Source organism: Pararhodobacter sp. (genome assembly GCF_036802785.1).
Taxonomy (GTDB): Bacteria; Pseudomonadota; Alphaproteobacteria; order Rhodobacterales; family Rhodobacteraceae; genus Pararhodobacter.
This window is the reverse complement of the sequence record NZ_DAIRVN010000008.1, coordinates 12,882-30,141: the sequence shown is the minus strand read 5'-3', so window position 1 is coordinate 30,141 and position 17,260 is coordinate 12,882. Positions and strand designations below refer to the sequence as shown.

The following is a 17,260-nucleotide window of genomic DNA, read 5'->3' as shown; positions in this document are numbered from 1 at the left end:
CGGAGCCCCTCTCATGCGATCCCCGCTTGACCGTCTGCGCCATGCCATCAGTTTTGAAATTATCGGCCTTTCCCTGCTGACCCCGTTGGGGGCGCTCGTCTTTGCCGTGCCGCTCAAGGATATGGGGGTGGTCGGGCTTGTCGGCGCCACGCTGGCGACGCTTTGGAACTATCTTTACAACTGGGGGTTCGATCATGCGCTGCAGCGCCTGACCGGCACCACCCGCAAGACACTTGCCACCAGATTTGTCCATGCGCTCCTGTTCGAGGCCGGGCTTCTGGCCGCGCTTCTGCCGTTCATCGCCTGGTATCTGGGCATGAACCTCTGGGCCGCGCTGCTGATGGATCTGGGGTTCGCCGGGTTCTATCTGGTCTATGCCTTTGCCTTCAACTGGGCCTATGACCGGCTGTTCCCGCTGCCTGAGTGGCAGCTGGCCGAAGAGGCGCCGCATGCCAGCCGCGTTCCGGCCTCGCGCTGAGACGGAGACGCTGCGCGGCAACCCGTTGATCCGGTGCCATTTTAAGCGGCACAGCCCCCGGTTTCCTCAGCGCAGCGCCTCCAGCCGCGCCGCGCCCAGCGTGCATTCGCGCCTGAGCAGGGCGCGTTCGCAGGGGCGCGGCTCCAGCCCGCGGGTCAGGCACAGGCGCAGCTCGACAATCGCGCCATTGCGGCAGGTGGTGATCATCATCTCCTGCGTCAGTGCCGGATTGGCCTCGATGAAGGCGGCCTCCACCACCTCCGGCGCCACGCTCAGGGGCGTGCGTATGGCGTCAAACACTTCGGGCAGAACCAGCTGCGCCAGCGCTTCGCGGGTCAGGGCGTAATAGGCCGCCGCGCTCAGCCCGGTGCAGCGGCCATGCTTGTTCCACTGATGCCAGGCTGCCCCGGCCGCGTCGAACAGATCCGCCTGAGCCGCGGTTTCGCGCCGTGAGGGCGCGCGCTCGGCCGTCTGGCAATATTCGGGCCAGTCGCCCCCCGCATGCTGCGGCCAGAGGCCATGCACCATCCAGCCCAGTCCCGTGCCCGGCGCGCAGCGCGCATCTGCGCGCCGGTCGCCTTCCAAGGCGCAGAAAGCAGGCATCCAGCTCAGCGCGAGAAGGTAGTGATCAAACTGCCCAGCCCGGTCCTGCGCGCGGGCAGGCAGCAGGGTCAGACCGGCGACGATCAGCAGCATTATTGCGATCGCGCCAGGCCGCAGACTGCGCGCTTTATGGCCACTTCGCATGTTTTGCTCTTTTCTTGGGGCGTTTTGCCCCTTATATACCCCCCATTCCCCGAAATCGAGGATGCGCGGCCCGGCGGCTGCGGCCGGAGACCCCGGCGGATGATCGCCCATGCTCGCGCGCCCCCCGAAGGCAGAATGAGGACTGAACCGATGGCAAAACCCCTGATGGCCAAGGCCACAGCCGTCTGGCTGGTGGACAATACCACGCTCAGCTTCAAGCAGATCGCCGATTTCTGCGGCCTGCATGAACTGGAAGTGCAGGGGATCGCCGATGGCGATGTGGCCGCCGGTGTGAAGGGCTTTGACCCGCTCGCCCATAACCAGCTCGATGAAATCGAGATCAAGAAGGGCGAGGCGGATACGCAGTATACGCTGAAGCTGAAATTCAACCCCGCCTCGGTGGGCGAGGAAAAGCGCCGTGGCCCGCGCTACACGCCGCTGTCCAAGCGCCAGGATCGCCCGGCCTCGATCCTCTGGCTGGTAAAGTTCCATCCTGAGCTGGCCGATGCCCAGATCCGCAAGCTGGTGGGCACCACCAATCCGTCGATCCAGGCAATCCGCGAGCGCACGCACTGGAACATCCAGAACATCCAGCCGATCGACCCGGTTGCGCTGGGCCTGTGCCGTCAGTCCGAGCTGGACGCCGAGGTGCAGAAAGCCGCCAAGAAGAAAGCTTCCGAGGGCGGCGTGATGAACGATGACGAGCGGCGCAAGCTGGTTTCGACCGAGCAGTCGCTGGAAATGACGACCGAGCCGAAACTGCCCAGCAACATGGCCGGGCTTGAGAATTTCACGCTGACCCGCGAAACCGAGGAAGAGAAGCCGGCGCATGTCGATTACTCGGATGCCGACAGCTTCTTCAACCTGCCGGAATCGACCGATGACGATGAGGATGATGACGAGGATGACGCCGCACCGCGCCGCTGATTGCGCGTGACGGGTGGGCCTCGCCTGAGGGCGCGTCGCATCCGGATGCGCTGCGCGTCTGCCGCGTTCTGGCTGAGGAATGACTGGGGTGCGGGCCCATGAAACACCGCATGAAAGGGGGGCCGTCGCCCCCCTTTCATCTTGCCGGAAATACGCTGGGGGTGAATTGGCCGCAGGCCAAGAGGGGGCAACGCCCCCTTTCTTGCAAAGAGCCCGCTCCGAAACCCGCAGCGCGGTGCAGAATGCGCGCTTGCTTGGGTTCTGCGCGCGGTTCAGTCTGGTTTTTTCACCAACCGAGTCGCACCCCATGTCCGTACGATTTTCCCCTGATTTCCTTGTCCTTGCCGCTGTCCTCGTCCTGACCGGCGCCGCCGCGGCCTCTGCGCAGACGCTGACCAGCCGCGTCGCCGCGATCGAGGCCGCACTTGCCTCCGGCGCGGCCGAGGACGCTTTGCAGCAGGCGCGCGATCTGCACCATGAGGTTGCCGCACAGGCGGGCTTCGGTGTCCGGCAGGCGGTGCTGACCGAAGAGCTTGCGACCGGCTTCGGCATCTACACACCGCGCGCGCAGCCGGTCTATGCCCCCGGCGCGCCGGTTTTCGGCTATGTGGAGCCGTTTGGCTACAGCCTGCAACCGGGCGCTGACGGCCTGAATGCGATGGTGTTCGATATTGATTTCGCGCTGCTTACCCCGGAGGGGGAGGCACTGACCGATATCACGCCGATGGGGGTGGTTGAGCTTTCATCGCGCAGCAGGCCGCTGGATGCCTATTTCCATCTGACCTATCAGATCACCGGGCCGGAAGGGGAGTATCTGATCTGGACCCGCGTAACCGACCGGCCCAGCGGTCAGGAGGCAGAGTTCACGATCCCGGTTTCCTTCGGCGCCGCCCCTTCTGCGGGGCTCAGCAAGTAACGGGCCCTTCCGCCGTTTGGCGGGCGCCGCTCAGCAAATGACGGTGCCGGCTACCAGCGTTTCAGGGCCGCTTCGTCCGCGTCTTTTGCGCTTACCCAGCCGGTGCTGCCACTGGCGGTGGTTTCCTTCTTCCAGAAGGGGGCGCGCGATTTCAGGTAATCCATCAGGAACGCCGCCGCCGCAAAGGCATCCGCCCGGTGCCGGGAAGCGGTGGCGACCATCATGATGGTCTCACCGGGGGCAAGCGGGCCGTGGCGGTGGATGATCAGCGCGTCTGAAAGCTGCCAGCGGCTTCGGGCCTTGCCCTCGATCGCGCTCAGGGCGCGTTCGGTCATGCCGGGGTAATGCTCGATCTCCATGGCGCGCAGTGTGCCGCCCTCGTTGCGCACGATCCCGGCAAAGGTCACGATGGCTCCCGCATCAACCGCGGCTTCCGCGAAGGCGTTGCATTCCGCGCCGTAATCAAAGGGTTGGGGCTGCACGCGCACCGCCATGGCGGTCAGCCGCCCGTCATCGGCGGAAAGAATGCCACTTCGCGCACACCGCTCAGCGGGGCGTCAAAATCGGCCAGTTCCTGATCAAGCGCGACGCGGACCGAGGCGAGGTCGGAAAAGGCCAGCGCGTACCGTTCTTCGCGCGCGCGCAGCTCCTCGATCAGCGCGGTGACGGTTTCTGCGCCGGTCTCAACCTCTTCGCTCGCCAGACCGATGCGCTCGCGCAGCCAGGCGAAATACAGCACCCGCAGCGTCATTGGCCCTTGTCCTTCAGATGTGGCATGGCCTTGCGCAGATAATCCCAGCCGGTAACCAGCGTGAGCGCTGCCGCGACCCAGATCAGGAACAAGCCCACCGTCCAGACAATCTCGCCACCATCGGTGGCCATCTGCAACAGGTTCATGCCCGGGGTAATATCCGTCGCTTCCATCTCGTTGATCAGCGCGCGGTTGCGGGCCAGCGCCTGTTCGCGGATGTATTCCAGCCCCAGCGCGCCAAAGAGCACCGAAATCGCCACCATCTGCGCGGTGGTTTTCCACTTGGCCAGTTTGGTCACAGCCAGCGTGCGCGAGGTGTTGCCAAGGTATTCGCGCAGGCCGGACACAAAGACCTCGCGGAACAGAATCATGGTGGCGGGCAGGATCAGCCAGGGGTCCATGCCGGAATAGCCGGTGATCACCAGAAGCGCGATAACCACCATCGCCTTGTCGGCGATCGGATCCAGCATGGCGCCGATGCGGCTTTCCTGTTTCCACAGGCGCGCCAGATAGCCGTCAAAGTAATCGGTGATGGCGGCCCCCAGAAACAGCACCAGCGCAAGCCAGTCGGCCCAGGGGCGCGCAAAATACAGGAACATCACGGCAACACCGGGGGCGGCGAGCAGGCGAAGGGTGGTCAGCGTATTCGGGATCGTCCAGCGCATGGCCTTATCTAGGCCCAAACCCGCGGCGGGGGAAGAGGGATCGGACCCGTGGCAGGGGTGCGGTGGCGGGAAAATGTCATCCGGCGCGGGGTCTTGGCGGGCGGGCAGGGCGATCACCCTGAGGGGCCGCTTGTGGGGCGCCCGCTCCGGCAAGGGTTGCGGTTATTCCCGGGCGTTGAAAAAATCGTGGACCTTGCGCGCCAGCGCTTCCGAGATGCCGGGCACCGCCATCAGGTCCGGCAGGCCCGCCCGCGTGACTGCCTTGGCAGAGCCGAAATGCGCCAGCAGCGCGCGCTTGCGAGCGGCACCCACGCCCGGCACCTCATCCAGCGGGGTGCTGGTGGTGGCCTTGGCCCGGCTGGCGCGGTGGGTGCCGATGGCAAAGCGGTGTGCCTCGTCGCGCAGCCGTTGGATGAAATACAGAACCGGGTCATTGTGGCGCAGCGCGAAGGGGCGGGCGCCGGGGCGGTGGAATTCTTCCTTGCCCGCATCGCGGTCGATACCCTTGGCCACACCGACCATCGCAATATCCTCAACCCCCATCTCGCGCATGATCCCGGCCACGGCCGAGACCTGTCCCGCCCCGCCGTCAATCAGCAGCAGGTCAGGCCAGGCGCCGCTCTCGCGGTCGGGGTCTTCCAGCACCAGCCGCTCGAAGCGTCGCTTCAGCATCTCTTTCATCATGCCGAAATCATCGCCCGGGGTCAGGGCATCGCCCTTGATATTGTACTTGCGATACTGGCTTTTGATGAACCCCTCGGGCCCGGCCACCACCATGGCGCCGACGGCATGTGCGCCCTGAATATGGCTGTTGTCGTAAATCTCCACCCGCTGCGGCGGTGCTTCCAGCCCGAAGGCCTCGGCCAGCCCGGCGAGCAGACGTGACTGCGCGGCCCCCTCGGCCATCCGCCGCCCAAGGCTTTCGCGGGCGTTGCGCGCGGCGTTTTCCACCAGTTCGGCCTTTTCGCCCCGCTGCGGCACGCGGATTTCCACGTTGCGGCCGGCGCGGGCTGACAGTAACTCGTGGATCAGGTCTTCGTTGTCGATCGGATGCGAGAGCAGGATCTGCCGGGGCGGGGGCTTGTCATCGTAGAACTGCGCCAGAAACGCCTCCAGAATCTCGCCCTCTTCGGCGCCGGAGCCGGTGCGCGGGTAGAAATCGCGGTTGCCCCAGCTTTGGTTCGCGCGGATGAAGAAGACCTGCACACAGGCCTGCCCCTTTTCCAGATGCAGCGCGATCACATCGGCCTCGGCCACGCTTTGCGGGTTGATGCCCTGCGTCTGCTGCACCTGCGTCAGCGCCCGGATACGGTCGCGCAGGGCGGCGGCGCGCTCGAATTCCATCGCATCCGACGCCGTTTGCATCTGCCGCGCCAGATCGGCCTGGATATGGCTTGTCTTGCCCGACAGAAAGCTTTCCGCATCCGAGACCAGCCCGGCATAATCCTCAGGCGAGATCAGCCCCACGCAGGGTCCTGAGCAGCGCTTGATCTGGTAAAGCAGGCAGGGGCGGCTGCGGTTCTGAAACACGCTGTCCGCGCAGTTGCGCAGCAGGAAGACCTTCTGCAACTGGTTCAGCGTCCGGTTGACTGCCGAGCCGCTGGCGAAAGGGCCGAAATAGCTACCCTTGTCGCTGCGCCTGCCGCGATGCTTGCGGATCTGGGGGAATGCGTGGTTCTTGGCTATCAGGATATTGGGAAAGCTTTTGTCGTCGCGCAGCAGCACGTTGTAAACGGGCTTGAGTTGTTTGATCAGGTTCTGTTCCAGCAGCAGCGCTTCGGTTTCGGTGCGCGTGCTCAGAAACATCATCGAGCGGGTTTCGCTGATCATCCGCGCGATCCGCGCCGAATGGCCCGAGGGGCGGGCATAATTCGACACCCGCGCCTTCAGATTGCGCGCCTTGCCGACATACAGAACCCGCGCTTCGGCATCGAGCATCCGGTACACGCCCGGCGAATTGTCGAGCGTGCGCACATAGGATTGTATCAGGGCGTGGCTGGTCAGGCTGGGTTCAGTCATGGATGGTGGCCAAAGAGTGATTCTGTGTGTCGCTGCACGGGAACGGACATGATTTCAAGGGAAAAGCTGTCCACGGTTTCTGTGGATAAGTTTGTGGATGCAATGGGGGGAGAGGCGAAAAACCATTGTTTACTTGCGGCTTCCTTGAGGTGCCCAAAAAATAGGCAAATTTACAAGTGTCTGAAATACATAAATATTTATTCTGAAGATTTGCAAACTACTGAAAAAACTAAGGATTTCTTAACAGAATCGTGACATTCCTCCGGCCAGTGGACAAGCTGTCGCAGGTTGCATGCCCCGGTGCCAGCGGCCCTCAGGGCGGGGCAGGTGCCCTCCGCCGGGGTCCGGGTCATTCAACCCCCAGAACATCCGGGGTTTTCCAGCCCAGATGCTGGCCGCCATCGACCATCAGGATCTGCCCGGTTACCGCTGGGGCATCCAGAAAATAGCCCAGCGCGGCGGTGATATCCTCCGGATTTGCGCCGCGCTCCAGCAGGGTACTGGCGCGCTGGCGGGCGAAGTGGCTTGCGCTTTGCCGCCCGCCCTGCAGGGTGGGGCCGGGGCCGATCGCATTCACCCGGATCGCCGGGGCAAGCGCCTGTGCCGCGGTGCGGGTGAAGGCCCAGAGGCCCATCTTGGCGATGGTATAGGTCATGAATTCCGGCGTCAGTTTCAGCACCCGCTGATCAATCATGTTGACCACCAGCGCCCGCGCGACCGGCTCACCCGCCGCGTCCTGCCCGGGCTCAGGGGCCTGCGCGGCAAAAGCCTGCGTCAGCACGAAAGGCGCGCGCAGGTTGGAGCCGATGTGCCGGTTCCAGCTTTCCAGCGTCGCGCTGTGCAGCGTGTCATATTCAAAGATCGAGGCATTGTTGACCAGCACGTCCAGCGGCCCGCCCAGTGCCTGAGTGGCCTGCGGCACCAGCCCGGCCAGTGCCCCCTCATCCAGCAGGTCAGCCTGCAGCACCGCCGCCTGCACCCCCAGCGCGCGGGCCTCATCGGCGGTGCGCTCGGCCTCATCGCGGCTGGTGGCGTAGTGCAGCGCCAGATCATGGCCGCGCCCGGCCAGATACAGCGCCATTGCCCGGCCCAGCCGCTTGCCCGCGCCGGTGATCAGTGCCTTGCCCTTCATCACAATCCCCTACCAGTAGAACAGGGATACGACATAGGCGATGTAGAGAAAAAGCAAGACCACGCCCCAGAGGCGGCTGATATCGCGTTTCAGCCAGATGAACCCGCCCAGCAGAAGGGAGGCCGCCAGCATCACCCAAAGGTCGATCTGGAGCATCTCCAGCGGCACCGGAATGGGGCCGACCAGCCCCGCCACGCCGATGATGCCCAGAAGATTGAACACGTTGGAGCCCAGCACATTGCCCAGCGCCACCCCGGCCTCACGCCGGATGGCGGCGGCGACGGTGGTGGCCAGTTCCGGCAGCGAGGTGCCGATGGCCACCAACGTCAGGCCGATGATTGCCTCGCTGACGCCCATCACCGTTGCCACGCCTACCGCGCCCTCGACAAGGAAATGTGCGCCGGCGGGCAGGCCCACAAGCCCGGCGAGCAGGTATCCGGCGATCTTCAGCCCCGGCATGCCGTCTTCGGCGCCCTCCAGCTCTACCGCGCCCGCCCGCTGGCGGCGCGCGCGCAGATAGCAGTCGCCCAGCATCAGCGTCAGACCCGCCAGCAGCACCAACGCCTGCCAGAGGCCAAAGCTGCCGGTAAAGGCCAGTGCGATGAAAAGCACGCTTGCGGCGATCATGATCGCGTAGTCGCGAGTCAGATTGCGCGCCACCGGGATGGCCGAAATCAGCGCGGGAATGCCCAGCACCAGCAGGATGTTGGCGGTGTTGGAGCCCACGACATTGCCCAGCGCCAGCGCGGGGACGCCTGACAGCACGGCCTGGATGGACACAATCAGCTCAGGCGCCGAGGTGCCGAAGGCCACCACTGTCAGACCCACGATCAGGGCCGGTATTCCCAGCCGCAGGCTCAGGTTCACCGCGCCCTTGACCAGCGCATCACCGGCCAGAACCAGCACCACCAGCCCGCCCGCAATCATGACCAGATCAAGAAGCATTATTTGTACTCGCAGTCAGCGCGTTTGCAGGGGCCGGGGTTGACGGCAATCTGGATGCGCTTGCAGGTGGGGCAGCGCAGCCGGTCCATCGCGCGGGCTTTCGGCGGCTTACCCCGGCGCAGGAATTTCTGAACGCTGGCCATGATGATCATGAAAACCAGAAACAGCGCGACGACTTTCAGCAGCATGTCATGCCCCCAGCCGCGCCCAAAGCGCGCGCTCTTCCGCCACTGCCATCGCATCCGAGGCCAGCGCCATGCCGAAGCGTGCCAGAAGCGGGCGGCGCACACCATAGGGCACCAGCCGGACCTTGTCGCCGTAGCGCGCCTTCAACACCGGCACCGCATGCCCGATCGCATCGGCCAGCCCCAGCCGCACCGCCTCGCCGCCCAGCCAGAAGCTGCCGTCGAACAGCTCGGTCGCGCTGTCCAGCCTTGTGCCGCGCCGGGCCCGGACCTGAGCGATGAAAGCCTCATGCATCTGCTCAAGCAGGCGATCAAGCTTTGCCACATCTTCGGGCTTTTCCGGGCGGAACATATCAAGCTGGTTTTTGGAACGCCCGGCAGTATGCACCCGCCGCTCGATCCCGTGGCGGGCGATCAGCTCCTGCAGGCCGAAGCCCGCCGAAATCACCCCGATTGACCCCAGCACCGAACAGGCATCGCAATGGATGTCATCCGCCGCCGTCGCCAGCCAGTACCCGCCCGAGGCCGCCGCATCCTCGACAAAGGCATGGACCGGCACCCCGGTCTCATCCCCCAGCCGCCGGATACGGCCCGCGATCAGCGAGGATTGCACCGGCGAGCCGCCGGGCGAATTGATCAGCAGCGCCACCGCTCTGGGTTTTCCGGCGCGAAAGGCGCGTTCCAGCACCGGGGCGAGTTCGGCATCATTCAACCGGCCCCGTCCTTGCGCGGCAATCATGCCCTGAAGGCGAACCAGATTGATACGGGGGGCGCGCCGGAACAGGCGCGCAGGCAGGGCGAGCGCGTTTTTCATCGCTCCGATGTAAGATGCCCCCGTCGCCGCAACAAGGCCACCCGGCAGCATTACCCGGTTATTTTCCCGCAGCTTTTTGCCGCTGAAGTCAGTGCGGCGGTCCTGATGCTGCGGTCCCTATGCTGCGGTTCCAGTGCACCGGGACCAGTGCGGCGGGGCTAACCCGCTGCCTGCCGTGCGACACGGGCGACATCGCGGCTCAGCGCACCATGGCGTTCCAGCCCCGCCAGCGGCACCCAGCGCGCATCCAGCGCGTCATCGGCGGCCAGTGGTGTGCCTGCCTGCCAAAGGCAGCGCACCGCGATCAGGACGAAATGCTGGCGCAACAGGCCGTCGGTGCCGTGATCCCAGGCGTCCAGCGCCGTGATCACCGCCTGTGCCGTGGCGCTGACGCCGGTTTCCTCAAGCAGTTCGCGCTCAGTGGCCTGAAGCAGGGTTTCGCCATATTCCACCTTGCCGCCGGGAAAGCCCCAGAGGCCCGCATCGGGCGGGTTGGCGCGCTGGACCAGCAGCACCTGCCCGTCGCGGATCACCACCGCCAGCACCGCCACAACCGGGCGGCTGGCAAGGGGCAGGGACTGCTCAGCGCTCATCCGTCAACCGCCCCTCCATCCGCAACGCCAGATCCTCCTGCCCGCTGGCCCGAAGCCCTTCGATGGCCCCCTGATAATCCCCGGCCTCGCGGTTCTGGCTCAGCTTCGATTTGGCCAGCACCCGGCTGATATCAATACGGAACGCCACGATATTCGCCAGCATCTGCGCCATATAGTCAGCGGGTGCATCGGCCATCCGCCAGGCATCGGTCCCGTTCACGCGCCGCTCATGGTTGCGGGTCAGCAGGCCGACAGCGGCGCGTCTGGCGCGTTCGTCATGCTGAAACCGGATCGTGCCATGGACATGCACCACCTGATAATTCCACGTCGGCACATGGCGGTGATGTTCCTGTTTCGAGGGGTAGAAATTGGGCGAGACATAGCCCTCTGCTCCCCGGAACACCGCCAGCACCTCCTGCCCGTCGTCCATCACGCGATGCATGTCATTGGCGAGGGCCACATGGCCGATCAGCGCATTGTCCGGCACCGCCAGCAGCGGGATATGATTGGCTACGAGTCCCTCGCCGGTCTGCGCGACGATGCAGGCCAGCGGCGCGGCCTCCATCACAGCCGCGATCGCCTCAAGGCTTACCTCGTTGAAATGGGGGGGAATATACATGCCGAACCCTCTGCTCTTCCGGCCCCGTGCGCTTACCGCCCCGGCGCCCGCTCCAGAAACGAGACAATTGCCGGAATCAGCGCCGCGTGCAACGGCAGCGAGGGGTCGGAGTAGCTGGCAAAGGGCTGGCCCGGCTGATCGGGCTTCAGCATATGTGTGCCGCCCGGCAGGTCCAGCCGTTCGGCCTGCGGCAGGGCGGTGGCCAGCAGCCCGGCATCCAGCGGGCGCACCTGCAGATCGGCATCGCCCTGCACGATGAGCGCAGGCCCCTCCCAATGCGCCACCGCCACCGGGTCATGGCTGAAAAGGTCGATCATGTAGCGCTGCACTCCCGGCGTGAACAGCGGCTGCAACGGCGGGGCCAGCCCCTCGGGGTCAATGCTGCGCCCGGCCTCGATCTCGGCGACAGCGGCCTCCACCTCGGGCAGCAGGAAGGCATTGGCCGGGTTGGCGGCGATCTGCTCGATCAGGAGCTGCCCGACGGGCCGCCCGGGCGCGGCCAGCAGGATCAGCCCGCACAACGCCTCGGGCGGTGTCTGGGCTGCGACCAGCGCCACCAGCCCGCCCTCGGAATGACCGGCAAGCCAGACGCAGGGCGCCAGCCCCGCGGCCTCATTCACCCAGTCGCGGGCATCCTGCGCATAGGCGGCAATCGTCACGTCATTGCCGTCAGAGATCGCGCCCGCGCTGGCGAATGTCCCGCGCTTGTCCACCCGGAGGGAGGCCACGCCCCGCGCCGCCAGCCCCTCGGCCAGCAGAAGGTAGGTGTCGCTGCGCATGCCGCCAGGCGGGCCGTTGCCGTTATGGTCGGTCATGCCGGAGCCGGGGATGATCACCACCACATGCTCCGCGCCCTCCACCGTGATCCGCTCCCCGGCCAGCGGACCCAGCGGGCCGCTGATCTCAACCGTTTCAGCATGGGCGGAGGACAGCGCGGCGGCCGTCAGTGTGGCGAGAAGGAGCATCAGACGCATTGCAAAATTCCTTGAACAGTCGCCCGCACGCTACCCGCCCGCGACTGCCGCCGCAATCTTGCGCCATCCCATCTGGCCAAACCATCCCCGCGGCGCTATAGCCACCGCCATGAGCGAAACCCTGCCCCCGTGCCCCGAATGCGCCTCGGTCTATACCTATGAGGCGGGCGCCCTGCTGACCTGCCCTGAGTGCGGCCACGAATGGTCACCCGAGGCGCTGGCCGAGGGTGCAGATGTGGTGCGCGACAGCATCGGCAATGTGTTGCAGGACGGCGATACAGTGACGCTGATCAAAGATCTCAAGCTCAAGGGCTCATCCACGGTGGTCAAGGTCGGCACCAAGGTCAAAGGCATCCGTCTGGTGCCCGGAGACCACGACATCGACTGCCGCATACCCGGCATTGGCCAGATCGGCCTCAAGTCGCAGTTCGTGAAGAAGGTGGCGGAATAGGGGGCTGACCCGGTCGCTTGCGGTGTGATCCGAGGCGAGGAACCGCCTGCGGGACAGCCCGGTCATTGCTGCAGTCTGGTCGGACATTCAGCCGGCCAGCCCCTGCTCCGGGCCTCTGCTGCTGAGATCGCTCGGCCCTTTATTTATTGAAAAATCAACGAAATCTCTTCGTCACTCAGCAGCTTCCACTGACCGGGAGCCAGTTCATCAGGCAGTGTCAGACCGCCCAGACGTTCGCGGTGCAGTTCCTCGACGTGGTTGCCGGTGGCGGCAAACATGCGGCGCACCTGATGGTACCGGCCCTCGGTCACACTCAGCAGGGCTTCGGTTTCCGAGGCAACTTCCAGTCCGGCGGGCGCCAGCGGCTTTTCCTCGCCCTCCAGCATCAACTGGCCCGAGGCAAACAGGTCGCCTTCGGTGCCCTTGAGCGGGCGTGCCAGTCTGGCGCGATAGGTCTTCTTGACGTGGCGCCGGGGGCTGATGACACGGTGCAACAGGTCGCCGTCATCGGTCAGGAGCAGAAGACCGGAGGTCTGCTTGTCCAGACGACCGATGGTCGAGATCACCGGGTCACGCCGTTTCCAGCGCGCGGGCAGGATGTCATAGACCCGTGGGCCGATTTCCTTGTGCGAACAGGTCATGCCCAAAGGCTTGTTCAGAAGGATGACCATGCCCGCGACGGGGTCGAGCGGCTCGCCGTCGATTTCCATGCGCTTCGGCAAATCCGGCGTGACCGGGATGCGCCTGGTGACATCCACGAGGTCGGCAGCGTCCAGCGTGATACCGCCGGCCTTGGCCATGCGCGCCATTTCGGTGCGCGAACCATAGCCCATGGAGGACAGGAGTCTGTCAACGCGGGAGGTTGGTATCTTGGCCATTAATGTTGCTCCCTCAAGCAGCCCGAAGGGCATTGCCGATGTTCCGGCAGACCGGCTCTACAGGAAGTCCGGCTTCCCGGAAACCGCCCCTTGGCCGCTGGTGCGCCGTGGCGACTGTGTGCGTATGGCTCTTTGCGCCCCTCAAACCGTCGTCAGCGCCTTTTTCAACCGCTCGCGCCGCAGGTTCTGTGCCAGCAGGTCCATTGCCGCCATCCGCACCGCAACCCCCATCTCCACCTGCTCCTGAATGACCGAGCGGTTGATGTCATCGGCCAGTGTCCCGTCGATCTCCACGCCACGGTTCATCGGGCCGGGGTGCATGACGATCGCATCGTCCTTGGCATGCGCCAGTTTCTCGGCGTCCAGCCCGTAGCGGTGGTAATATTCGCGCTCGGACGGGATGAACGCGCCGTCCATCCGCTCCTTCTGCAGGCGCAGCATCATCACCACATCCGCGCCTTCCAGCCCGGCGCGCATGTCGTCGAACACCTCGCAGCCGAACTCTGCCACACCGGCGGGCATCAGGGTCGGCGGTCCGATCAGGCGCACGCGGTTCTCCATCTTGCCCAGCAGCAAAAGGTTCGACCGCGCGACCCGGCTGTGCGCGATATCACCGCAGATCGCCACGGTCAGCCTGTGCAGCCGCCCTTTGGCGCGGCGGATCGTCAGCGCATCCAGCAGCGCCTGCGTGGGGTGTTCGTGCCGCCCGTCACCCGCATTCAGCACCGCGCAATTCACCTTTTCCGCCAGCAGGTTGACCGCGCCCGAGGCCGGGTGCCGCACCACCAGCAGGTCAGGGTGCATCGCGTTCAGGGTCAGCGCCGTGTCGATCAGCGTCTCGCCCTTTTTCACGCTGGAATGCGCCATCGCCATGTTCATCACATCCGCACCCAGCCGCTTGCCTGCCAGCTCGAACGAGGCCTGGGTGCGCGTCGAGGCCTCAAAGAACATGTTGATCTGCGTCAGCCCGGCCAGCACGTCGGAGTGTTTCGCGGTCGAGCGGTTGAGTTCGACATAGCGGTCGGCAAGGTCAAGGAGCGTGGTGATCTCGGTGGGGTGGAGGTGCTCGATCCCCAGAAGGTGGCGGGCGGTGAAGGTCATGGCCGGTCTCCGGATCGCGGTGGGATGGGAGGCGAGAGGAATGGCCGGGGTATAGAAAGCGCCGGGCGATGGGGCAAGGGTAAAGCGGGGAGGGGGAAAGCGGGCAGGGGGAAATGCCCCGACGCTGCACAAAGCCGTGCGCTGCGGCATCGCGGGCAGTTCCATCGCGCGCGGCAATCAGTTAGCTTCACACCATGAACGCGGCAATGGACTGGCACCTCGCAAAGGCCCTGCTGGAATGGCAGGTGGAACTCGGTGTGACCGAGGCGATGACGGATGCGCCGATCGACCGCTTTGCGGAAGTGGACGAGGCCCCCAGACCCGCAGCGGCCGCGCCCCAGCCCGCGCCCGCCACCAGCATCGACCCGGTCGCCGAGGCCGCGCGCATGGCCGGTGCGGCCGCCGATCTGCCCGCGCTGGCCGAAGCGCTGGCCGCCTATCCGCATTGCGAGCTGCGCAAGGGCGCGCGCAACTGCGTCTTTGCCGATGGCAACCCGGCGGCGCGTGTGATGATCATCGGCGAAGGGCCGGGGCGCGAAGAGGATCAGCGCGGCCTTCCTTTCGTGGGGCAGGCCGGGCGGATGCTGGATCAGATGTTTGCCGCCATCGGGCTGGCGCGCAATGCCCCGGCCCCCGAATCGGCGCTCTACATCACCAATACCGTGCCTTGGCGCCCCACCGGCAACCGCGAGCCCACGCCGGAAGAGCTGGCGATGCTGCGCCCCTTCCTGATGCGCCATGTTGAACTGGCCGAGCCGGACCTGCTGGTGCTGATGGGCAATGTTGCCTGCCAGTCGGTGCTGGGGCAGCGCGGGATCCTGAAGCTGCGGGGGCAGTGGCAGACGGTTCTGGGCCGCCCGGCCCTGCCGATGCTGCACCCGGCCTATCTGATACGCAATCCTGACGCCAAGCGCGAGGCATGGGCAGACCTTCTGTCCCTCAAGGCGCGACTGAGAGAGCAGCCATGACCCTGCCACGACGACTGGATGAAACCCGCCCCTTCGTGCCTGTGCGCTTTGCCGTGCTCACGGTGTCTGACACCCGCAGCGCCGCCGATGACCGCTCAGGCGATACGCTGGCAGAGCGGATCACGCAGGCGGGCCACGAACTGGCTGCCCGCGCGATCTGCCGTGATGAGCGTGCGGAGATCGCCGCGCAACTGCGTCTGTGGGTGGCTGACGCGGGCGTGGATGTGGTGCTGTCCACCGGCGGCACGGGACTGACCGGGCGCGATGTCAGTGTCGAGGCGCATCGCGATGTGTATGAAAAGGAAATCGAGGCCTTCGGCACCCTTTTTACCTATATCTCGATGCAGAAGATCGGCACCTCGGCCATCCAGTCGCGCGCCTGTGCGGGCGTGGCGGGGGGCACCTATCTGTTCGCGCTGCCCGGCAGCCCCGGTGCCTGCCGCGACGCCTGGGACGATATCTTGCTGCCGCAATTCGACTATCGCCATCTTCCCTGCAATTTTGTCGAGATCATGCCGCGGCTTGATGAACATCTGCGACGGAAATGAACCAGTAGCGCGTTGAACTGACCGGGCCGCCAGATTTCGGGGCCCATTTGTAGCGAAAGAGCCACAATGCGTTTTCTGACCCGCAGCCTTGTTGCTGTCTTCCTTGCCGCGTTGGCGCTGGGCCTTCTGGGGCTGGCGGCAGGCACCATCCGCACCACGCTTGAAGAGCGCGCCGAGCGCAGCCAGATGCCGCGCGTTGAGCGTGAGCGCGTGTTTGCGGCGCGGGTGGTCCCGGTTGAGGCCGGGGCGCTGACCCCGGTTCTGTCGGCTTTCGGCGAGGTGCGCGCGCGCCGTACGCTGGAGCTGCGCGCGCCGCTGGCCGGGCGGGTGCTGGAGATCGGGCAAGGCGTGGCGGACGGTGCCAGTGTGACGGCGGGGCAGTGGTTGCTGCGCCTTGATCCGACCGATGCCATCGCCGCGCGCGATCTGGCGCGCAATGATCTGGCCCGCGCCGAGGCGGAGCTGCGCGATGCTGAGCGGGGGCAGGAACTGGCACAGATGGACCGCGCCGAGGCCGAGGCGCAGGCCGAACTGCGCCAGCGCGCCTTTGAGCGCCGCCGCACCCTGACCGAGCGCGGTGTCGGCAGTGACAGCGTGGTGGAGGAGGCCGAGCTGGCCTTTGCCGCCGCCCGCGCCGCCGTCATCGCCCGCCGTCAGGCCGAGGCGCAGGCCGAAGCCCGCATCGAGACCGCGCAGAACGCGCTGGAGCGGCAGCGCATCACGCTTGCCGAGGCCGAGCGGCGGCTGGCCGAGACCGAGCTGGTGGCGGCGTTTGACGGTGTTCTGACCGATTTCCTTGTGCAGCCCGGCGGGCTGGTCAGCACCAATGAGCGGCTGGGCCAGGTGATTGACCCCGATGCGCTTGAGGTCGCGTTCCGCCTTTCCACCGCGCAGTATCTGCGGCTCCTTGATGACAACGGCGCGCTGATCCGGGCGCCGGGCGAGGTGGCGCTGGAACTGGGCGGGCTGGAGATTTCCTCGCCCGCAACGCTTGCCCGCGTCAGCCCTTCGGTGGGTGAGGGGCAGTCGGGGCGGCTGGTCTTTGCCGATCTGGCCGCGCCGCGCGGCTTTCGCCCCGGCGATTTTGTCACCCTGCGCATGACCGAACCCCTGCTGCCCGATGTCGCGCTGCTTCCGGCGGCGGCGGTCGATGCCGAGGGCGGGGTTCTGGTGCTGGCCGCCGATGAACGCCTTGAAACCGCGCGTGTCGAAGTGCTTCGCCGGCAGGGCGACAATGTGCTGATCCGCGCGCCGCATCTTGAAGGGCGCGAAGTGATTGCCGCGCGCAACCCGCTGCTGGGTGCGGGCATCCGCATCCGCCCGCTGCGCGATGCCGCGCCTGAAACGGTGCCCGAAGCGGAACCGGAAGCGCAGGCGCCGGGCCTTGTCCCGCTGGACGCCGAGCGCCGCGCCGCCCTGATCGCCCGGATCGAAGGCAACGCCGGGATGCCGGAGCCGGTGCGCAGCCGCATTCTGGCGCAGCTTCAGGAAGATCAGGTGCCCGCCCGGCTGCTTGAGCGGCTTGAAAACGGCGCGCAGGGGGGCTGAG

21 protein-coding genes are annotated in these 17,260 nt (G+C 65.9%); 7 read left to right on the top strand and 14 right to left on the bottom strand.

All coding sequences use genetic code 11. The features are described from left to right. Nucleotides 1-13: 13 nt before the first annotated feature. On the top strand, nucleotides 14-478 hold the full coding sequence (locus tag V7Q53_RS04900) for a PACE efflux transporter (protein WP_333827301.1): 465 nt from the start codon (nucleotides 14-16) through the stop codon (nucleotides 476-478). A 66-nt stretch (nucleotides 479-544) separates the two neighbouring features. Here the strand turns inward: V7Q53_RS04900 and V7Q53_RS04895 are convergent, their stop codons facing one another. Continuing rightward, nucleotides 545-1,174: a ribonuclease T2 family protein gene (locus V7Q53_RS04895; protein ID WP_333827300.1), complete on the bottom strand. Its 630-nt coding sequence runs from the start codon at nucleotides 1,172-1,174 to the stop codon at nucleotides 545-547. A gap of 201 nt (nucleotides 1,175-1,375) precedes the next feature. Here V7Q53_RS04895 and V7Q53_RS04890 point away from each other — a divergent pair, with 201 nt between their 5' ends. Together V7Q53_RS04890 and V7Q53_RS04885 are read left to right on the top strand one after the other, a co-directional pair. Continuing rightward, nucleotides 1,376-2,152, top strand: a complete 777-nt coding sequence (locus tag V7Q53_RS04890) for a DUF1013 domain-containing protein (protein WP_333827299.1) — start codon at nucleotides 1,376-1,378, stop codon at nucleotides 2,150-2,152. Nucleotides 2,153-2,459: 307 nt separating this feature from the next. After that, nucleotides 2,460-3,068 carry a hypothetical protein gene (locus tag V7Q53_RS04885; protein ID WP_333827298.1) on the top strand — a complete coding sequence of 203 codons (609 nt, stop codon included), beginning with the start codon at nucleotides 2,460-2,462 and terminating at the stop codon, nucleotides 3,066-3,068. 50 nt (nucleotides 3,069-3,118) lie between these two features. On the opposite strand, the gene V7Q53_RS04880 is transcribed toward V7Q53_RS04885, so the two are convergent. The 11 genes from V7Q53_RS04880 to V7Q53_RS04830 form a co-directional block, all read right to left on the bottom strand. Continuing rightward, nucleotides 3,119-3,562 (bottom strand): molybdenum cofactor biosynthesis protein MoaE, encoded by a 444-nt coding sequence (locus V7Q53_RS04880; RefSeq protein WP_333827297.1) that lies wholly within the window; start codon nucleotides 3,560-3,562, stop codon nucleotides 3,119-3,121. 5 nt (nucleotides 3,563-3,567) lie between these two features. Beyond that, the gene (gene moaD / locus V7Q53_RS04875; RefSeq protein WP_333827296.1) at nucleotides 3,568-3,819 is read right to left on the bottom strand and encodes a molybdopterin converting factor subunit 1; all 252 of its coding nucleotides are present in this window, start codon (nucleotides 3,817-3,819) and stop codon (nucleotides 3,568-3,570) included. Further along, a complete protein-coding gene (gene pgsA / locus V7Q53_RS04870; protein ID WP_333827295.1) occupies nucleotides 3,816-4,484 on the bottom strand; it encodes a CDP-diacylglycerol--glycerol-3-phosphate 3-phosphatidyltransferase in 669 nt (222 codons plus the stop codon). The genes moaD and pgsA overlap by 4 nt, the downstream gene beginning before the upstream one ends. Nucleotides 4,485-4,646: 162 nt before the next feature. Further along, a complete protein-coding gene (uvrC, locus tag V7Q53_RS04865; protein WP_333827294.1) occupies nucleotides 4,647-6,503 on the bottom strand; it encodes an excinuclease ABC subunit UvrC in 1,857 nt (618 codons plus the stop codon). 349 nt (nucleotides 6,504-6,852) lie between these two features. Next, nucleotides 6,853-7,635, bottom strand: a complete 783-nt coding sequence (locus tag V7Q53_RS04860; RefSeq protein ID WP_333827293.1) for an SDR family oxidoreductase — start codon at nucleotides 7,633-7,635, stop codon at nucleotides 6,853-6,855. 9 nt (nucleotides 7,636-7,644) lie between these two features. Next, nucleotides 7,645-8,580 (bottom strand): calcium/sodium antiporter, encoded by a 936-nt coding sequence (locus tag V7Q53_RS04855; RefSeq protein WP_333827292.1) that lies wholly within the window; start codon nucleotides 8,578-8,580, stop codon nucleotides 7,645-7,647. Continuing rightward, nucleotides 8,580-8,768 carry a hypothetical protein gene (locus tag V7Q53_RS04850; protein ID WP_333827291.1) on the bottom strand — a complete coding sequence of 63 codons (189 nt, stop codon included), beginning with the start codon at nucleotides 8,766-8,768 and terminating at the stop codon, nucleotides 8,580-8,582. Before V7Q53_RS04850 ends, V7Q53_RS04855 begins: the two co-directional genes overlap by 1 nt. 1 nt (nucleotide 8,769) lies before the next feature. Next, nucleotides 8,770-9,579: a S49 family peptidase gene (locus tag V7Q53_RS04845; RefSeq protein WP_333827290.1), complete on the bottom strand. Its 810-nt coding sequence runs from the start codon at nucleotides 9,577-9,579 to the stop codon at nucleotides 8,770-8,772. Between the two features lie 158 nt (nucleotides 9,580-9,737). Then, nucleotides 9,738-10,172 (bottom strand): NUDIX hydrolase, encoded by a 435-nt coding sequence (locus V7Q53_RS04840; protein ID WP_333827289.1) that lies wholly within the window; start codon nucleotides 10,170-10,172, stop codon nucleotides 9,738-9,740. After that, a complete protein-coding gene (locus V7Q53_RS04835) occupies nucleotides 10,162-10,791 on the bottom strand; it encodes an FMN-binding negative transcriptional regulator (RefSeq protein ID WP_333827288.1) in 630 nt (209 codons plus the stop codon). Before V7Q53_RS04835 ends, V7Q53_RS04840 begins: the two co-directional genes overlap by 11 nt. A 32-nt stretch (nucleotides 10,792-10,823) precedes the next feature. Next, nucleotides 10,824-11,765 carry an alpha/beta hydrolase gene (locus tag V7Q53_RS04830; RefSeq protein ID WP_333827287.1) on the bottom strand — a complete coding sequence of 314 codons (942 nt, stop codon included), beginning with the start codon at nucleotides 11,763-11,765 and terminating at the stop codon, nucleotides 10,824-10,826. A 109-nt stretch (nucleotides 11,766-11,874) separates the two neighbouring features. Between V7Q53_RS04830 and V7Q53_RS04825 the strand changes: the two genes are divergently transcribed. After that, a complete protein-coding gene (locus tag V7Q53_RS04825) occupies nucleotides 11,875-12,216 on the top strand; it encodes a zinc ribbon domain-containing protein YjdM (RefSeq protein ID WP_333827286.1) in 342 nt (113 codons plus the stop codon). Between the two features lie 143 nt (nucleotides 12,217-12,359). Here the strand turns inward: V7Q53_RS04825 and V7Q53_RS04820 are convergent, their stop codons facing one another. Together V7Q53_RS04820 and V7Q53_RS04815 are read right to left on the bottom strand one after the other, a co-directional pair. Then, nucleotides 12,360-13,094 (bottom strand): pseudouridine synthase, encoded by a 735-nt coding sequence (locus V7Q53_RS04820; protein ID WP_333827285.1) that lies wholly within the window; start codon nucleotides 13,092-13,094, stop codon nucleotides 12,360-12,362. 141 nt (nucleotides 13,095-13,235) lie between these two features. Beyond that, nucleotides 13,236-14,195, bottom strand: a complete 960-nt coding sequence (locus tag V7Q53_RS04815; RefSeq protein WP_333827284.1) for an aspartate carbamoyltransferase catalytic subunit — start codon at nucleotides 14,193-14,195, stop codon at nucleotides 13,236-13,238. A gap of 206 nt (nucleotides 14,196-14,401) precedes the next feature. On the opposite strand from V7Q53_RS04815, the gene V7Q53_RS04810 reads away from it, so the two are divergent. The 3 genes from V7Q53_RS04810 (at nucleotide 14,402) to V7Q53_RS04800 (ending at nucleotide 17,259) form a co-directional block, all read left to right on the top strand. Then, nucleotides 14,402-15,163: a uracil-DNA glycosylase gene (locus V7Q53_RS04810; protein ID WP_333827283.1), complete on the top strand. Its 762-nt coding sequence runs from the start codon at nucleotides 14,402-14,404 to the stop codon at nucleotides 15,161-15,163. After that, nucleotides 15,160-15,711 (top strand): molybdenum cofactor biosynthesis protein B, encoded by a 552-nt coding sequence (gene moaB / locus V7Q53_RS04805; protein ID WP_333827282.1) that lies wholly within the window; start codon nucleotides 15,160-15,162, stop codon nucleotides 15,709-15,711. The genes V7Q53_RS04810 and moaB overlap by 4 nt, the downstream gene beginning before the upstream one ends. A 66-nt stretch (nucleotides 15,712-15,777) precedes the next feature. After that, a complete protein-coding gene (locus tag V7Q53_RS04800) occupies nucleotides 15,778-17,259 on the top strand; it encodes an efflux RND transporter periplasmic adaptor subunit (protein WP_333827281.1) in 1,482 nt (493 codons plus the stop codon). Nucleotide 17,260: the final 1 nt, after the last annotated feature.

Bases quoted from the DNA above. Each gene is read 5' to 3' on its own strand.
- V7Q53_RS04900 (WP_333827301.1), top strand. From the start codon at position 14: ATGCGATCCCCGCTTGACCGTCTGCGCCATGCCATCAGTTTTGAAATT.
- V7Q53_RS04895 (WP_333827300.1), bottom strand. From the start codon at position 1,174: ATGCTGCTGATCGTCGCCGGTCTGACCCTGCTGCCTGCCCGCGCGCAG.
- V7Q53_RS04890 (WP_333827299.1), top strand. From the start codon at position 1,376: ATGGCAAAACCCCTGATGGCCAAGGCCACAGCCGTCTGGCTGGTGGAC.
- V7Q53_RS04885 (WP_333827298.1), top strand. From the start codon at position 2,460: ATGTCCGTACGATTTTCCCCTGATTTCCTTGTCCTTGCCGCTGTCCTC.
- V7Q53_RS04880 (WP_333827297.1), bottom strand. From the start codon at position 3,562: ATGGCGGTGCGCGTGCAGCCCCAACCCTTTGATTACGGCGCGGAATGC.
- moaD (WP_333827296.1), bottom strand. From the start codon at position 3,819: ATGACGCTGCGGGTGCTGTATTTCGCCTGGCTGCGCGAGCGCATCGGT.
- pgsA (WP_333827295.1), bottom strand. From the start codon at position 4,484: ATGCGCTGGACGATCCCGAATACGCTGACCACCCTTCGCCTGCTCGCC.
- uvrC (WP_333827294.1), bottom strand. From the start codon at position 6,503: ATGACTGAACCCAGCCTGACCAGCCACGCCCTGATACAATCCTATGTG.
- V7Q53_RS04860 (WP_333827293.1), bottom strand. From the start codon at position 7,635: ATGAAGGGCAAGGCACTGATCACCGGCGCGGGCAAGCGGCTGGGCCGG.
- V7Q53_RS04855 (WP_333827292.1), bottom strand. From the start codon at position 8,580: ATGCTTCTTGATCTGGTCATGATTGCGGGCGGGCTGGTGGTGCTGGTT.
- V7Q53_RS04850 (WP_333827291.1), bottom strand. From the start codon at position 8,768: ATGCTGCTGAAAGTCGTCGCGCTGTTTCTGGTTTTCATGATCATCATG.
- V7Q53_RS04845 (WP_333827290.1), bottom strand. From the start codon at position 9,579: ATGAAAAACGCGCTCGCCCTGCCTGCGCGCCTGTTCCGGCGCGCCCCC.
- V7Q53_RS04840 (WP_333827289.1), bottom strand. From the start codon at position 10,172: ATGAGCGCTGAGCAGTCCCTGCCCCTTGCCAGCCGCCCGGTTGTGGCG.
- V7Q53_RS04835 (WP_333827288.1), bottom strand. From the start codon at position 10,791: ATGTATATTCCCCCCCATTTCAACGAGGTAAGCCTTGAGGCGATCGCG.
- V7Q53_RS04830 (WP_333827287.1), bottom strand. From the start codon at position 11,765: ATGCGTCTGATGCTCCTTCTCGCCACACTGACGGCCGCCGCGCTGTCC.
- V7Q53_RS04825 (WP_333827286.1), top strand. From the start codon at position 11,875: ATGAGCGAAACCCTGCCCCCGTGCCCCGAATGCGCCTCGGTCTATACC.
- V7Q53_RS04820 (WP_333827285.1), bottom strand. From the start codon at position 13,094: ATGGCCAAGATACCAACCTCCCGCGTTGACAGACTCCTGTCCTCCATG.
- V7Q53_RS04815 (WP_333827284.1), bottom strand. From the start codon at position 14,195: ATGACCTTCACCGCCCGCCACCTTCTGGGGATCGAGCACCTCCACCCC.
- V7Q53_RS04810 (WP_333827283.1), top strand. From the start codon at position 14,402: ATGGACTGGCACCTCGCAAAGGCCCTGCTGGAATGGCAGGTGGAACTC.
- moaB (WP_333827282.1), top strand. From the start codon at position 15,160: ATGACCCTGCCACGACGACTGGATGAAACCCGCCCCTTCGTGCCTGTG.
- V7Q53_RS04800 (WP_333827281.1), top strand. From the start codon at position 15,778: ATGCGTTTTCTGACCCGCAGCCTTGTTGCTGTCTTCCTTGCCGCGTTG.